Genomic DNA, 15,374 nt, shown 5'->3' on the forward strand with positions numbered 1-15,374 from the left:
AACTTCTTAGCGAGAAAACATAATGGATTGCGCCTCCAGGGATGTGGGAATTATGTCGGCAGTACTATTAAGCGCACTAAAAATAACAGGGAGAGACCTACAATGTCGTCAACGGAAAAATTAGCGGTAAAAGAAAAAATAGGTTATAGCCTCGGCGATGCGGCCAGCCATATTGTATTTGATTCCTCGGTAGCGATCCTCGCCTATTTCTATACGGATATTTACGGACTCCCCCCGGCGGTGATGGGCACCATGTTTTTGCTGGTCAGGCTGTTGGATGCTATTACCGATCCGATCATGGGGGCGATTGCCGACGCGACCTCCTCGCGCTGGGGACGTTTTCGCCCCTGGCTGCTGGCGATCTGTGTTCCGTTCGCGGTGAGCTGCGTGCTGGTGTACACCATCCCGTCGTTTTCTGACAGTGGAAAGGTGGTTTACGCCGTGGCGGCCTATATCTTTATGACCCTGATGTACACCGCCATCAATATTCCCTACTGCTCGCTGGGCGCGGCGTTAACCTCCGACCCGCGGGAAAACCTCTCGTTGCAATCCTGGCGTTTTGCCATCACCCCACTCGGGGGCGCGCTGGGTACCGCCTGTATCCTGCCGCTGGCTGACATGCTGTTTCCGCAGGATCGCGCCACCGGCATTCAGGTGGCTATGGCCCTTTTCGGTGGCATTGGCTGTTTGATGTTTATTATCTGTTTCGTCACTACCAAAGAGCGGGTCCAGCCGATCAAAGAAGAAAACCTGAACATTGTTCGTGACGTCAAAATTCTGTTTCGCAACGAGCAGTGGCGCATTCTGTCGATCTACAACTTCATGATGCTGGTGGCGGTAGTGATCCGCGGCGGAGCGGTGGTCTACTACGTCAATACCGTGCTGAAACAAGGCACCACTATTATTTCGCTGTTTATGCTGGGCGGGATGATCGCCTCGATGCTGGGCTCGGTGCTGGCGCAGCCGCTGGGCACGCGCTTTTGTAAAATCAAACTCTCATTCTGGATCAATATGCTTAATGCCGGGCTGGGCGTGGTCTGTTTCTGGCTACCGGTACAGTACTGGATCATTCCTCTGGTGGCGCATTTTCTGATCCAGACGGTGCAGGGCGGAAATGGCGCGCTGCAGTGGTCGATGATTACCGACGCCAATAATTACGGCGAGTGGAAAACGCAGCGCCGCATTACCGGTATGAACGTCGCCGCCAATATTTTTGTTATTAAATTAGGGGTGGCCGTTGGCGGTGCTATTCTCGGCTGGGTTCTGGCCGGCTTTGAATATCAAACCAGCAGCGTCGTGCAATCGTCGCAGGCGATCCAGGGCATTATCTGGTTATTTACCCTCATCCCTTCACTCTTTTATCTGCTGACCGCGCTGGCGATTAAATTCTATCGCCTGGACGAACAGACGATGAATAACGTGGTGGGCGATTTAAATAAGGGCCAGTTTGCTAAGTCGTAATCAAACAGTGGATCAAAATTAACCCTACAGGATGGAATCTATGCGTATCAATACTATTACGCTGCTGGCCAGCGTCTGTATTCCGGCATCAACCCTGGCGGCCACGCCAGCGGACAGCGTGGACGAGAAAATAGCCCGGCTGGAAGCCAGTCTGGCAAGAGCCGAAGCGAAAATTGCGGCGCTGGAGCAGACGCAAACGAAGCCAACCATAAACCTTGAGTCCGCAGAGCCGTCTGTTAGCCCGGCCCCCAAATTGACCCTCTCCGGCTACGGCGATTTACGCTTCTACGGCGACGTGGAGTTGAATATGGACGCCGCCAGCCGCAGCGGCAGCCTTACCTCCACGAGAACCAGCGCCAACAAGGACTGGGCTCCGTCAAACAATGAACGCTGGGATATCAATGGCCGCCTGCTGCTGGGTTTTGACGGCTACCGGCGGATGAGTAACGGGCAGGTTGCCGGTTTCTCAGTGCAACCGCTGGCGGATGTTACCGGCAGGATGAACCTTGATGACGCGGTATTTTTCTTCGGCCAGGAAAACGACTGGAAAATCAAAGTCGGGCGCTTCGAAGCTTACGACATGTTCCCGCTCAATCAGGATACCTTTGTCGAATACTCCGGCAACACGGCCAACGATCTCTACAGCGACGGTTACGGCTACCTCTACATGATGAAAGAGGGGCGCGGACGCAGCGACAGCGGCGGTAATTTCCTGATGAGTAAAAACCTCGGCAACCTCTACTTTGAGGTCAATACCCTGCTGGAAAACGGCAGCTCGCTGTTTGTTGATAAGCAGTACCACGGCATGGCGCTGGATAATGACAAAAACGTGGCCTATGTCCGTCCGGTTATCGCCTGGACTGAGGGGCGCTTCTCCACGGCGCTGGCGATGGAGAGCAATCTGGTCAATAACGCCTACGGCTACCGGGATGCCGCAGGTCGCTGGGTCGATCAATCCGATCGCACCGGCTACGGCCTGACCATGAGCTGGAACGGGCAAAAAACCGATCCGGATAACGGCGTGGTGGTTAATCTCAACGCCGCCTGGATGGACGCCAGCGACGAAACCGACTTCAGCGCCGGGATGAACGGCCTGTGGAAGAATTTTGAGCTGGGCTATATCTATGCCCATAACGAAATCGACAGATTTAACGCTGCCGGGCTGGATGCCGACTGTGACAGCGACTGCTGGATAACCGATCCGGGCGATTACGACATCCATACGCTGCACGCCTCGTATTTGTTCCCCAACGTGATGAAAATGAAAAACTTTAATATCTACCTCGGGGCCTACGCCTCGTGGATTGAAGCCCATCCAAACGAGGGCCATGACAGCACCGACTCCCGCTACGGTGGCCGCGTGCGCTTTAAGTATTACTTCTGACCCCATGCCAGCCAGACTCTTTGCAACGTCTGGCTGGCATTCCGCACCTGCACTACCTTCATAACTGGGCTTAATGAAAGGGAGTGCCAATGAAATCGTTACCTTTGATCGTTCCTGCCATCCTGCTACTTGCCGGCTGCGGGGCGAACAACTCACCGCCGCAGACACCTATCCCCGGTGAAAGCACCTCTGCCAAAATGCGCACCCTGGAAACGGGCGCCCAGGTGATTCAGTCCCGCCCGCCGGTGGAAGCCATCAGCGCTTACCTCGACGGCTTTCATTTTTACAGTGGGGATAAAAACGGGCAGATGGAGGCCCACCACTACGTGACGGTGCTTAATGAAGATGTGATGCAGGCGGTCATTTACGACGGCAATACGAAGGATGCCCGGCTGATGGGCGTCGAGTACATCATCAGCGAGCGCCTGTTTAATACCCTGCCGCCGGAGGAGAAAAAGCTCTGGCACAGCCATCAGTATGAAGTGAAATCGGGCAGTCTGGTGGCCCCCGGCCTGCCCGCTGTTGCTGATAAGGCGCTGATGAGCAAAATCGTCAACACCTACGGCAAAACCTGGCACACCTGGCATACGGACCGCGACAAAACCCTGCCGCTCGGCATACCGGCCCTGATGATGGGCTTTACCGGGGAAGGGCAGCTCGATCCGGCGCTGCTGGCGGATCGCGATCGGCGTCTGGGGATCGATACTCAGGAGATTAAACGCCAGCGTGCCGATATCGTTGCTCGTCCGGTGGCGAAAGGGGCGAATGCCTGGCAGCAGGGCGAGGTCATTCAGCTCCGGCGCGTGCAGGGCAGCGGTGAACACGGCCACGGCGACACCGCCTATTTTGGCACGTCCGAGCAGAGCCAGCAGACGCAATCACGTTGATGAGGAGGCGATATGAAGATCCATCACCTTAACTGCGGGTGTATGTGCCCGCTGGGCGGCGCATTCTACGACGGTTTCAGCAAGGGGCTGCATGCGCACCTGGTCTGCCACTGCCTGCTGATTGAAACCGAGCGCGACGGGCTGGTGTTAGTGGATACCGGTTTCGGGCAAGGGGACGTGCGCGACCCCTCCAGGCTGTCGGGCTTTTTCCGGGTGCTGAATAACATCCAGCGTCGGGAGTCGCTCACGGCGCGCGCCCGGGTCGAGGCGCTGGGCTTCAGCGTGGCCGACGTCCGCCATATCATTCTGACGCACCTCGATTTCGACCACGCGGGTGGGCTGACCGATTTCCCCCACGCGCGCATCCATTTAATGCAGCAGGAGATCGACACGGCGCAGCAGCGCCACAGCTGGCTGCAGCGGGAGCGCTATCGCCCCGGACAGTGGAGCGCCACCTCTGGCTGGGAGGGCTATCAGGTGCAGGGCGAGCGCTGGTTTGGCTTCGATGCGGTAACGGCGCTCAACGGACTGCCGCCGGAGATTCTGCTGGTGCCGCTGGCCGGCCACACGCCGGGCCACGCCGGGATTGCCGTGCAGCAGCCGCAGGGGTGGCTGCTGCACGGGGGTGACGCCTGGTTTTACCGGGAGGAGATGCGCCAGCCGCAGCGCCACTGTACCCCCGGGCTGCGCTTTTACCAGTGGATGATGGCGATGGACAACGATGCCCGGCGGCGCAACCAGCAGCGGCTGCGCGAGCTCTCCTGTTCGCACGCCAGGGATATCACTTTTTTCTGTAGCCATGACGCGCGGGAACTGGAAAGCCTGGCAACGTCGCCAAAACCGTCCTGATTACGGCAACTTAGGCGTGGCCTGCTTTTCAGAGGGTACGCTTAAAAATTATACTGGATATTTGAACAGGTATTTGTATACTATTAGAGCAAATTACCCGAGTAATGTATGAGTGAGGGGTGAAACCTATGGTAATTCCTGTTCAAACTTTCCAGTCCAACAACCCGCTTGCCACCATCAGCAGCCGCGAAATCGCTAAGATGACCGGTATTGCCCATACCGAGGTGAAGCGCATGGTGAAGAGTCTGGAAACAGCGCAGCGTCTTTCGCAGCCGGTAACGGCCAGTCTGTACGAGCGCGAAGGTGAAACGCGGCAGGAGTTTATGCTGAACAAACGAGACTCCCTGCTGACGGTTTCGCGCATCTCACCGGGCTTCACGGCTGCCATGCTGGATCGCTGGCAGGAGCGTGAGAGAAACGCCAATCTCCCGGACTTCACTAACCCGGCCGCGGCGGCGCGCGCCTGGGCCGAGCAGTATGAAAAATGCCACCGGGCGGAGGAGCAGCTTGCGCTTTGGGCCCCAAAGGCGGTGTTTTTTGACCAGTTCGTCAGAGTGAAAGAGGCGATGGGTTTTCGTCAGCTCTGTAAAATGCTGAAGGCCAAAGAGCCGCAGTTCCGCGAGTTCCTGCTGGAGCGCAATATCATGCAGCGCGTCGGCGGCAATCTGGTTCCGCCGCAGCACCATATCGACGCGGGCTATTTTACGCTGCACAGCGGCGTGGGCGAAAACCAGCACACCTGGTCCCAGGCGCGCTTTACCGCGCGCGGCGTGAAATGGGTGGCGGATCTGTGGTCAAAACACCTCTCCACGCTCACCATCGAGCTGCCGCGTGAGGAACGCAGCGAAGGCACCCCGTCGCAGCAGAGCTGGCTTTAACCATTAGTCAATCCGGTCAGATCTCCTGTGGAGTCTGACCGGCTTCGCGTAATGCCCCCGGCGACTGGCCGACAATCCGCTTAAACGCCCGGCTGAATGCCGCCAGCGAGCCGTAGCCGAGGCGCAGCGCCACGGTCTCAATCGCCTGATTCTCCTGCCCGATATACTGGATCGCCAGCCGCATCCGCAGCTCGGTCAGGTATTTCGCCGGGGTCGTGCCGGTGGCCGAGAGAAACCGCTCGGCAAACACCGACCGCGACGTTCCCGCCTCTTTTGCCAGCTCTGCCACGCTCCAGTTAACCCCCGGCTGCTGGTGCATGGCGTAGATCGCCCGGCTGAGGCGCGGATCGCGCAGCACCTGGATCCAGCCGGTGGCTTTCCCGCACCCGGCTTCAACCCAGCCGCGCACAATCAGCGCCGCCACCACGTCCGCCAGCCGGGCGAGGATCCCGGCAAATCCCACCTGGCGGGTCATCGACTCCCGCTCCATCGCCTCCAGCAGGGGATGGATCTCCGGCCAGGTGGTCATCAGGCGACTGACCATCATCACCTCCGGCATCGCCTTGATCAGCGGCTGCATCCCGCCGAGATCGAAATCCATACACCCGCTGAATATCACCACGTTATCGCTGTCCGGGCAGGGCTCGCAGTGGATGTCGCAGACGCTGCTGCAGATCGGCTCGCTTGGGAAAGCCGAAACCGGCGTGACCGTCGCCTCATCCCCGGAGAGCAGGGCGTGGGCATCGCCGTTGGGGATGAACACCGCATCGCCGCTGTTCAGCTCGAAACGCGCGCCGCTGTGCATCCGCAGTACCGCCGGACCGCGGCTGATAAAGTGGAACTGCGCTTTTCCCGCGGCCGCGCTGAAGGCCACGCCAAAAGGCGTGCTGGCCTCAATCCGGCGGTACTTCACCCCCGACAGGCGCATCCCGCGCAGCAATTCACTGATCAAATCAGGCGACTGTAGCGTCATTTCTTTATTCCCGGACGAATAATCAATAAGTGAAGATTATATGTCATAGATCGTCCGCGGTGAACTGCCTATGCTTTGCGACATACGTCACATTTTCCTAACGGGAGTATTACAAATGCATTCATCCATCGCCGCAAACGAGGCCAACGCCCCGGCCAGACCCGCCTGGCGCGCGGTCTGGTCGCTGGGGCTGGGGGTATTCGGCCTGATCATCGCCGAGTTTCTGCCTGCCAGCCTGCTGACGCCCATGGCCGCCAGTCTTGGGGTCAGCGAGGGGGTGGCCGGGCAGTCGGTCACCGCCACCGCGCTGGTGGCGCTGGTCACCGGCCTGCTGATCACCTCCGCCACTAAAAGCATCGACCGCCGCTGGGTGCTGATGTTCTTCTCGGTGCTGCAAATTATCTCCAGCCTGATGGTCGCCTTCGCCCCCTCGCTGCATGTCCTGCTGATGGGGCGCTTGCTGCTCGGCGTGGCGATTGGCGGGTTCTGGGCGATGTCCACCGCCACCGCGATGCGCCTCGTGCCCGCCAGCGACGTGCCAAAGGCGCTGGCCATTATCTTCTCCGGGGTGTCGATTGCCACCGTGGTGGCCGCGCCGCTGGGCAGCTATCTCGGCAGCCTGATCGGCTGGCGCAACGTCTTCATCCTCGGCGTGATACCCAGCGCGCTGGCTCTGCTGTGGCAGCTGTGGGTCCTCCCGTCGATGCGCCCTGAAAACAGCGGCAGCCTCAGCACGCTGCTGCGGGTTCTGCGTCGTCCGGGGATGATCGGCGGTCTGCTGGCGACCATTCTGATCTTCAGCGGTCATTTCGCCTTCTTTACCTATCTGCGTCCGTTCCTCGAGACGGTAGGGCAGGCGAGCGTGGAAACCATTTCCCTGATCCTGCTCGGTTTTGGCGTGGCGAATTTCGTCGGTACCTCCATCGCCGGACATCTGCTGGCGCGCAACCTGCGTCTCACTCTGGCGCTGGTGCCGTTGGCGATGGGGATCCTGGCGTTGCTGATGGTGGCCTTTGGGCATCTGGCGCTGGTGGACGGTCTGCTGGTGAGCCTGTGGGGCTTTGCCTTCAGTCTGGTGCCGGTGGGCTGGTCCACCTGGCTGGCGACCACCGTTACCGACGAGGCCGAAAGCGCGGGCGGACTGATGGTTGCCGCGATCCAGCTGGCGATCGGTGCCGGTGCAGCAGGCGGTGGGGCAGTGTTTGATCTCAACGGTGCGAGTGGAGTCTTCACCGCCAGCGGCGTACTGCTGGTGGCGGCGATGGTCATGGTCTTTGCCGGGGTTCGGGTGAAACCGGTGGCAGCGGAGTAAGATTGAATGCCCGGCGGCGCTAGCGCTTGCCGGGCCTACAAAAACCGTAGGCCGGGTAAGGCGTAGCCGCCACCCGGCGATGCCACTATTGCTGCGCTGCCTTTTTCATTGGAATCAACGCAATTACCACCGCGCCCAGCACCAGGAAACCGGCCACCATAAAGATCCCGGCGTTGAAGTTGCCGGTGATATCTTTCATCAGCCCCATCAGCAGCGGGCCCAGCGCGGCACCGGTCATCCCGGTGGCGTTGATCACCGCAATCCCCACGGCGCGGGCGCGAAGGGAAATCGAGCGGTCCGGCGTCGTCCAGAAGATCACCATCGCCGCAAAGGCACCGGACGAAGCCATCACGATCCCGGTGAACTGCAGCATCGGATCGCTGCTGGTGGCGGTCAGGATCCAGCCTGCGGCGGCAAACAGGTACGGCAGCAGGGTATGGACCTTACGCTCGTTGCGCTTATCAGAACGCTTACTCCACCAGACCATCGCCACGATGGTACAGACCTGCGGGATAGCGCTCAGGATCCCGATGGTCACGTTGCTGCTCTCCTCGCTGATGCTGCGCAGGATCAGCGGCGTCCAGACGCTCAGGGCGCTCAGGGTATTGGTCAGGCAGAAGTAGGCGAGGGTGTAGAGCATGATGGTCGGGGTGAACAGCTCCCGCAGCAGGCTGCCCTGCTTCGGCGCCAGCGCGGCTCGCTCACGCTGCTGGGTGCTCTCGGCATTCAGGCGATCCGCCTCCAGCATCTCCTTCAGGCAGGCTTTATCATCCTGGGTCAGCCAGCGGGCTTTATCCGGGCTATCGTCCAGCCAGAACCACACTACAAAGCCCAGAATCACCGACGGGAAGCCCTCCAGCAGGAACAGCCACTGCCAGCCCTTCAGGTTCATCACCCCATCGAGGTTGAGAATGTACCCGGAGGCCAGCGAGCCCAGCGCCATGGTCACCGGCATGGCAATCATAAACAGGGCGTTGGCACGGGCGCGGTAGTGCGCCGGGAACCAGAAGGTTAAATAGAGCAGCAGGCCCGGCAGGAAACCGGCTTCGGCGATCCCCACCAGCATACGCAGCACATACAGGCTACCAGGGCCGGTGGCGAACATGGTGGCGGTGGACGCAATCCCCCACACCACCATCAGAATAGCGATCCAGCGTCGCGCACCCACCACGCTCAGCATCACGTTGCTGGGGATCCCGCAGATCACGTACATCACGTAAAACAGGGTTGTTGCCAGGCCAAACATGGTGCTGGTGAGGCCCAGATCCTTGCCCATCGTCAGCCCGGCAAAGCCGATGTTGATGCGATCGAGGTACGAGAAGACGAACAGGATGAACAAAAAAGTGATGAGTCTGCGGAATAACTTTTTAATCACCCGCTGTTGACGCGGATCGAGCGTGGCGTCAGCAGGGGAAGGCGGAGCCAGCACGTCGGTGCGTGTCGGTTCCAGCGATGGACTCTCGTTCATGAAAAGCTCCACATGGCGATTATTGGTATTGTTGTATCGTGCAACCTGAACACGTGCGCTAACGTATAGGAAATCGCACACATAAACGTCAATGTTATGTTTGAAAAATGATACGCAATTGTTAATCACGTAGCGTTTTCGAATCATATTGCGATATCGATCGGCTTTCGTGGCGCGGAGGTAATAAGAGAAGCCATTGCTTGAGGTGAAGTGGCTATAGCGGGCGGACAATAGCGGGTATAATTGCGGCCATTGCATCACTTCTGGAACGTCATTTCATGAGTCAAACCACACCATCATCAGACACCGGCTCCACTTTTCATCGCGAAGAGTTCCCGTTCTACTGGATCGTGAATGTCTATGCGCGCTACACGCAAGTTATGGAAATCACACTGAAAAAGGTGCAGCTCGATGTTTCCCGCTTTCGGGTGCTGATGATTACCGAGCAGTACGGTAAGGCCAGCATCTCGCAGATCTCCGAATATGCGATGACCAAGATGCCAACCGTGACCAAAATCGTCGGTCGCCTGCGTGATGACGGCCTGGTGACCACCGCCAGCAGCGTCCAGGACGCCAGGGTCACGGAGGTGATGCTGACCGAGACCGGACGTGAAAAAGTGGCCGAGGCACACCGCCTTGCCAGCAAGGTTTTCGAGAAGGGTTTTAAGGGCATGACCGCCGCGCAGATGGAAAAAATGAACCTGTCGCTGGCGAAGGTGCTCGATAATCTGAACGAGCTCTGAGGGCATCACGGAGAGAATTACGGATTTGTGACCGCCTTAAAAATTCCCTTTAATATGCTTTAAAACAACCACTTAAATACATGCCGCGTTGTCACTCAGCGCGGCTTTTTTTTGCTGTCCGCGCCGTTTTTATTGTTAATTATCATCATCATAACCCTCCCTCTCGCAAGTGTTATAAAAATGTTTCCATGTTATTTTTACGTAAAATTAACGTGAAAAATTACTTGAATATTCATCTAAATCTTCCATGATTGACCTGAGTTCACGTGGGTCGAATCGCAGCGCAGACTGCTCCGCCCGAATATGATTCGTTTTTTCTGGTTGAGGTGCGAATTATGCAGCCTGTTACTGAGAGCAATGGTTACGTAGAGCGGTTTACCCTCGGCGAGGGCGACCTCTGCTTCGCGGTGAAAGACACCCTCGACATCGCTGGCTTCCCGACCCGCGCTGGCTGCCCGGCGCTGGTATCCAACCCGGCGGCGGAGCAGCATGCCGACGTGGTGGCGACCCTGCTCGGACAGGGCTGCGTCCTGACCGGAAAAACCACCCTGCACGAACTGGCGTTTGGCGTCACCGGGATCAACCCCTGGAGCGGCACGCCCATAAACCCCCAATTTCCTGACCTGATCCCCGGCGGCTCCTCCAGCGGCTCGGCCGCGGTAGTGGCCTCCGGTGAGGTGGATTTCGCTCTCGGCACCGACACCGGCGGCTCGGTGCGGATGCCCGCCGCCTGCTGCGGGATCCTCGGTTTAAAACCAACCTACGGCATGCTGAGCCGGGCAGGGGTGATGCCGGCCCACAGCTCGCTGGACTGCGTGGGCATCTTCGCCCGCAGCAGCAACGTTCTGCGCCAGGTTCTGACCCGTCTTGCCATTCCGGTGAACGCGCCGCTGACCGCGCTGCCCGCCATCGGCTATATCCCGGCGGCCAGCAGCGACGTTGACGCGCTGCTGCTGAATTTCCTTGCCCAGGCCGACCTGCACCCCCAGCAGGTTGAACTGCCCCTGCTGGAGGACGCGCATCGCGCCGGGCTGACGGTCATCAGCCGCGAAAACTGGCAGGCCTTTAACCCGTTATTAAGCGATACGAGAGTCTCCGCCGACGTGGCAACCCGCATCCGCGCCGGTGAAAGCATTGATGCTGAGGCCCTGAACGCCGCCGAAGCGATCCGCCGCCAGTTTACCGCTCAGGTCGATGCCCGGCTGGCGACAACCCCGCTGCTGGCGCTGGCCACCCTGCCGGAGCTGCCCCCGACCCTGGAGGAGGCGCAGGATCCGCTCAGCGTGGTCAATCTCACTAGGCTGGTGCGCCCGTTCAACCTCAGCGGCCACCCGGCGCTGACCCTGCCTGCGGGCACGCTTCATAACCGCCCGGTGGCGCTGCAGCTGATCGCCGCCAAGGGGCAGGAGGGCCTGCTGATCCAGGCCGCCGAATGGCTGGCTGAACGACGACGCCGCTAACCATCCCGTTTTAGCAAACACAGTTTTAACAATAACTCAGTGAGTACCACTCATTGCGGCAGCGCTCGTCTCTCTGCGGGCCGCACACTCTTTTCGGGAGGAAGCTATGTCAGCCGTTCATGTTCGTGAGGAACTCGTTCCACTGCTGAATGACGTTGCGGCCCGCAGCGCCGATTTTGAGCAACAGCGTCATATCTCTGACGACATCATCGCCCGGTTTAAGCAGGTCGGCGTCTACCGCGCGCTGGTCCCCAAACTTTACGGCGGCGAGGAGTGCTCCCCGGCGCAGTTCTGTGAGCTGATCGAGCAGATCGCCACCGCCGATGGTTCCGCGGGCTGGGTCGCAAGCTTCGGCATGAGCCCGTTTTATCTCGGCGCGCTGCCAAAGGACACCCTGAAAGCACTCTACCGTGACGGCCCGGACGTGGTCTTCGCTGGCGGCATCTTCCCGCCGCAGAAGGCGGTGCTGGCCGACGGCGGCTATCGCGTGACCGGACGATGGGGCTTTGCCAGCGGCAGCATGGGCGCGTCGGTGTTTGGCGTCGGCATCCTGCCGGAGAGCGGGGAAACCCTGCCGCGGATGGCGGTGCTGCCGCGCGACAGCGTCCAGATCGACCCGGTGTGGAACACCGTCGGGCTGGCCGGCACCGGCAGCCACGATCTGGTGGTCAACGACGCCTTTGTGCCCCGGGAGTGGACCTTCGTGCGCGGCGGCGCGCTGAACCTCGACGGGGCGCTCTATCGCTATCCGGTGCTCTCCCTCGCCACCCAGGTGCTCTCGGTGGTGGCGCTCGGCGTGGCCCGTGCCGCCCTGAATGAAATCTATGCCATTGCCCATCGTCAGCAGTCGGTGACCGGTGCCCCGCGGCTGGCAGACCGTCCGCAGGCGCAGATGCAGATTGCCCGCTGCGAAGCGGATCTGCGCTCTGCCCGGGCCTGGTTCTACGACGCCATCGACGATGTCTGGCAGTGCATTCTCGCCGGGGATGAACCCGCCTGCGAGCAGATCAACGCCCTGCGGCTCTCCTCCACCCACGTCACCCGCGTGGCTGCCGAGGTTACCCGTCAGGCGCTGGCGCTGAACGGCATGGGCGGCATCACCATGAAGAGCCCCCTGCAACGCTACGTGCGCGACACCATGGTGATCACCCAGCACGCCTTTATGGGCGACCTCTCATATCTCAACGCCGGTACGGTCTACTTCGGTGGCCAGCCACTGCCGGGTTATTTGTAATTTTGACGAAAGGAGCAACAGATGAGCCAGACAACAACCTTACGCGTGCTGTTTTGCATCGGCGTAAACCAGAACTTTTTTGATGCCACCCCGGCGGAAGCCAAACAGGTGTGGAGCGCGTTCGGCGTGATGATGAAAGGCATCGACGAAACCCAGGGCATCCGGGTGATCGGCAACATGGACGACGACCGCCTGATGGTCGGCCCGTCCACCACCTCGCCCTGGACCACCTACGTGCTGGCCGATGCCGACAACCTCGACAGCGTGGTGGCCGTCTGCAACCTGTTCCGCACCACCCCGGTGGGCGAAGGCGAGAGCAAGCTGTGGAAGTACTGCAAGATCGAAGCCCGCGTCGGGCGTGAACTGATCGTTCAGTAACGGAGCCCACCATGAGCCCACAGGATGCGCTGCGTTTACAGCAGCTTGAAGATCAGCAGGCAGCCCGGGTCTGTATCAGCAACTACATGCGGTTGTGCGATCGGCTGGACAACATGGCGACGGTACAGGCCATCGGGGCGCTGTTCAGCGCAGACGCCTGCTGGGAAGGGGTGGGTGAGCCATACGCTACCCGGCTGGGCAGGCATCAGGGGCGCGAGGCGATTAAGGCGATGATGGCGGGCTACGTCCGCCACCCCGCGCACTTCACCCTCAACGGCCACTTTTTATGCTCGGAAGCGCTGTATCAGGATGCCGACGGCGAGCTGCACGGCCGCTGGCTGATGCTGCAAACCTCCGCCTTTACCGCAGGCGGTGCGCACCTGAACGCCGCCGAGTTACAGATTATTTTCCGTCGCGAGGCGGGGGTGATGACCATGCGCCATTTCACCACCCGCAACCTGTTCAGCAGGCCGGTGAGTCACTGGCAGGCGGCGGATGCGCTCCCGGTACCTGACAACAATTAGAACCCCGACGACGAGCAGGAGAGAGATTATGCAGTGTGACCACATCATCAATGTCAAAAATATCGATACCACGGCGCAGCCCGTCCCGACGCGGGAGGAGATCGCAGCCCTGGTGAAGGCGGACCGCGTCCACACCTCGCTCTATACCTCAGACGCGCTGTTCCAGCTGGAGCTGGATCGTATCTTCACGAAGACCTGGGTCTGGGTGGCGCACGTCAGCGAGATCCCGGAGACCGGCAGCTTCAAAACCACCGAGATCGGCACCCAGCCGGTGATCGTGGTGCGCGACCGTAAAGGGGCCATTCACACCCTGCTGAACCGCTGCCGCCACCGGGCAGCCACCGTCTGCGAGCACCGCAGCGGCAAAACCAACAGCTTCGTCTGCCCGTACCACGGCTGGGGCTACGCCCTCGACGGCAGCCTGCGCGGCGTGCCGCACCCGGAAAGTTACGCCGACCAGCTGGAGAAGAACGAGCTGGGGCTGGTGTCGCTGCGTACCGAACAGTACGCGGGCATGGTGTTCGCCACCTTTAACGAGGAGATCGAACCGCTGGAGGATTTCCTCGGCGCGGCGAAGAAGTGGATGGATCTGTTTATGAAGCAGGGGGCGGGCTACCCGATCAAGACCGGGCCTGCGCACCGCTTCCGCTTCCCGGGCAACTGGAAGATCCAGCTGGAGAACACCACCGACGGCTATCACTTCCCGGTGGTTCACCGCTCGTTCCTCAGTTCGGTCGATAAGCAGACCGAAGAGATGCTCAACTTCGTCGACGGCAGTGGCTATGTCGAAGATCTCGGCAACGGCCACAGCGTGATGGTGATGATCCCCGAGCTGGTGGATCTGGAGGCCAATCTCGATGCGCCGATCCCGGAACGCTTTGTTGAGCTGGCCGATGCGCTGCGTAAAGAGCACGACGAAGATCAAGTCCGTCGCATCGTGCGTGCGGTGGGCGGCTCCGGCTTCAACCTCAACCTGTTCCCGAACATCGCCTGTTCGATGGCCTTCTTCCGCGTCCTGCAGCCGATCTCGGTGATGGAAACCGAGATCCATCACGCGGTGATCACCATGGACGGCGGGCCGGAGATCGCCAACCAGGCGCGTCTGCGCCTGCACGAACACTTCCAGGGCCCGATGGGCTTTGGCACCCCGGATGACTCCGAGGCCTGGGAGCGCGTCCAGCGCGGGGCCACCGCGGGGGACGACCTGTGGATCATGCTCAACCGCGGCCTGGCCGGGGAGTACCGCACCGACGACGGCCTGCGCAGCGACGTCAGCGCCGAAACCGGAATGCGCGCGGCCTACCAGCAGTGGAAAACGTTAATGACGGAGAGCGAAAAATGATGACGCCAGATTCTGTGCTGTTCGCGGCGATGTCCGTAATCAACCTCGAAGGCGATCTACTGGACCAGGGCGAGTTCAACGCCTGGCTGGATCTGTGGCAGCGCGACGGCCTGTACGTGGTGCCCATCGACCCGAACGAGAAAGATTTCAAAAACACCCTCAACTACGCCTGCGACGATCACCACATGCGCGAGCGCCGGGTAAAGCGCCTCTACAGCGGGGAGTCAATCTCCACCACCCCACGCGCCAGAACCCTGCGCACCCTGTCGCGCTTCCGCCTGCTGGAATCCAGCGAGGATCGGATCGTGGTGCGCGGGGCGCAATCCCTGTGGGAGCACCGCAAAGGCCACAGCCGCCACTACGCGGCAGACATCACCTGGCACCTGAAACCGCAGGACGGCAAGCTGCTGATTACCCAGAAGGTGATCCGCCTGGTCAACAGCGACGATGTGCTGCACAGCATCGGGTACATCCTCTGAGG

The 15,374-nt window shown here is 60.2% G+C and carries 14 protein-coding genes and 1 pseudogene; 13 read left to right on the plus strand and 2 right to left on the minus strand.

Annotation, left to right across the window (positions count from 1 at the left end):
* The first annotated feature begins 102 nt into the window (after window positions 1-102).
* The 5 genes and pseudogenes from V7Q49_RS02675 (at window position 103) to V7Q49_RS02695 (ending at window position 5,459) form a co-directional block, all read left to right on the plus strand.
* Entirely contained in the window at window positions 103-1,461 is a 1,359-nt protein-coding gene (locus V7Q49_RS02675) for a glycoside-pentoside-hexuronide (GPH):cation symporter (RefSeq protein WP_333849191.1), read from the plus strand.
* A gap of 160 nt (window positions 1,462-1,621) precedes the next feature.
* Window positions 1,622-2,845, plus strand: a pseudogene (locus tag V7Q49_RS02680) (carbohydrate porin); the annotation flags it as partial.
* Between the two features lie 89 nt (window positions 2,846-2,934).
* Entirely contained in the window at window positions 2,935-3,732 is a 798-nt protein-coding gene (locus tag V7Q49_RS02685) for an OBAP family protein (protein WP_333849195.1), read from the plus strand.
* 12 nt (window positions 3,733-3,744) lie between these two features.
* The gene (locus tag V7Q49_RS02690) at window positions 3,745-4,581 is read left to right on the plus strand and encodes an MBL fold metallo-hydrolase (RefSeq protein ID WP_333849197.1); all 837 of its coding nucleotides are present in this window, start codon (window positions 3,745-3,747) and stop codon (window positions 4,579-4,581) included.
* A gap of 128 nt (window positions 4,582-4,709) precedes the next feature.
* Window positions 4,710-5,459, plus strand: coding sequence for a phage antirepressor KilAC domain-containing protein (locus V7Q49_RS02695; protein ID WP_333849198.1), 750 nt, complete (start codon window positions 4,710-4,712; stop codon window positions 5,457-5,459).
* A 16-nt stretch (window positions 5,460-5,475) separates the two neighbouring features.
* Here the strand turns inward: V7Q49_RS02695 and V7Q49_RS02700 are convergent, their stop codons facing one another.
* The gene (locus V7Q49_RS02700; protein ID WP_333849199.1) at window positions 5,476-6,432 is read right to left on the minus strand and encodes an AraC family transcriptional regulator; all 957 of its coding nucleotides are present in this window, start codon (window positions 6,430-6,432) and stop codon (window positions 5,476-5,478) included.
* A 115-nt stretch (window positions 6,433-6,547) separates the two neighbouring features.
* On the opposite strand from V7Q49_RS02700, the gene V7Q49_RS02705 reads away from it, so the two are divergent.
* Window positions 6,548-7,744 (plus strand): MFS transporter, encoded by a 1,197-nt coding sequence (locus V7Q49_RS02705; RefSeq protein WP_333849201.1) that lies wholly within the window; start codon window positions 6,548-6,550, stop codon window positions 7,742-7,744.
* An 85-nt stretch (window positions 7,745-7,829) separates the two neighbouring features.
* On the opposite strand, the gene hpaX is transcribed toward V7Q49_RS02705, so the two are convergent.
* A complete protein-coding gene (gene hpaX / locus V7Q49_RS02710) occupies window positions 7,830-9,212 on the minus strand; it encodes a 4-hydroxyphenylacetate permease (protein ID WP_333849202.1) in 1,383 nt (460 codons plus the stop codon).
* 278 nt (window positions 9,213-9,490) lie between these two features.
* Here hpaX and V7Q49_RS02715 point away from each other — a divergent pair, with 278 nt between their 5' ends.
* The 7 genes from V7Q49_RS02715 to V7Q49_RS02745 all read left to right on the plus strand — a co-directional run bounded on the left by V7Q49_RS02715 (window position 9,491) and on the right by V7Q49_RS02745 (window position 15,372).
* A complete protein-coding gene (locus V7Q49_RS02715; protein ID WP_333849203.1) occupies window positions 9,491-9,955 on the plus strand; it encodes a MarR family winged helix-turn-helix transcriptional regulator in 465 nt (154 codons plus the stop codon).
* 335 nt (window positions 9,956-10,290) lie between these two features.
* On the plus strand, window positions 10,291-11,415 hold the full coding sequence (locus V7Q49_RS02720) for an amidase (protein ID WP_333849204.1): 1,125 nt from the start codon (window positions 10,291-10,293) through the stop codon (window positions 11,413-11,415).
* A 106-nt stretch (window positions 11,416-11,521) separates the two neighbouring features.
* Window positions 11,522-12,649, plus strand: a complete 1,128-nt coding sequence (locus tag V7Q49_RS02725) for an acyl-CoA dehydrogenase family protein (protein ID WP_333849206.1) — start codon at window positions 11,522-11,524, stop codon at window positions 12,647-12,649.
* Window positions 12,650-12,670: 21 nt separating this feature from the next.
* Window positions 12,671-13,027, plus strand: a complete 357-nt coding sequence (locus V7Q49_RS02730; protein ID WP_333849207.1) for an IacB protein — start codon at window positions 12,671-12,673, stop codon at window positions 13,025-13,027.
* Window positions 13,028-13,038: 11 nt separating this feature from the next.
* The gene (locus V7Q49_RS02735) at window positions 13,039-13,551 is read left to right on the plus strand and encodes a nuclear transport factor 2 family protein (RefSeq protein WP_333849209.1); all 513 of its coding nucleotides are present in this window, start codon (window positions 13,039-13,041) and stop codon (window positions 13,549-13,551) included.
* Window positions 13,552-13,579: 28 nt separating this feature from the next.
* Window positions 13,580-14,893 carry an aromatic ring-hydroxylating oxygenase subunit alpha gene (locus V7Q49_RS02740; protein ID WP_333849210.1) on the plus strand — a complete coding sequence of 438 codons (1,314 nt, stop codon included), beginning with the start codon at window positions 13,580-13,582 and terminating at the stop codon, window positions 14,891-14,893.
* Window positions 14,893-15,372, plus strand: a complete 480-nt coding sequence (locus tag V7Q49_RS02745; protein WP_333850475.1) for an aromatic-ring-hydroxylating dioxygenase subunit beta — start codon at window positions 14,893-14,895, stop codon at window positions 15,370-15,372. The genes V7Q49_RS02740 and V7Q49_RS02745 overlap by 1 nt, the downstream gene beginning before the upstream one ends.
* Window positions 15,373-15,374 lie beyond the last annotated feature (2 nt).

It is taken from the genome of Leclercia sp., from assembly GCF_036780805.1.
GTDB lineage: Bacteria > Pseudomonadota > Gammaproteobacteria > Enterobacterales > Enterobacteriaceae > Enterobacter.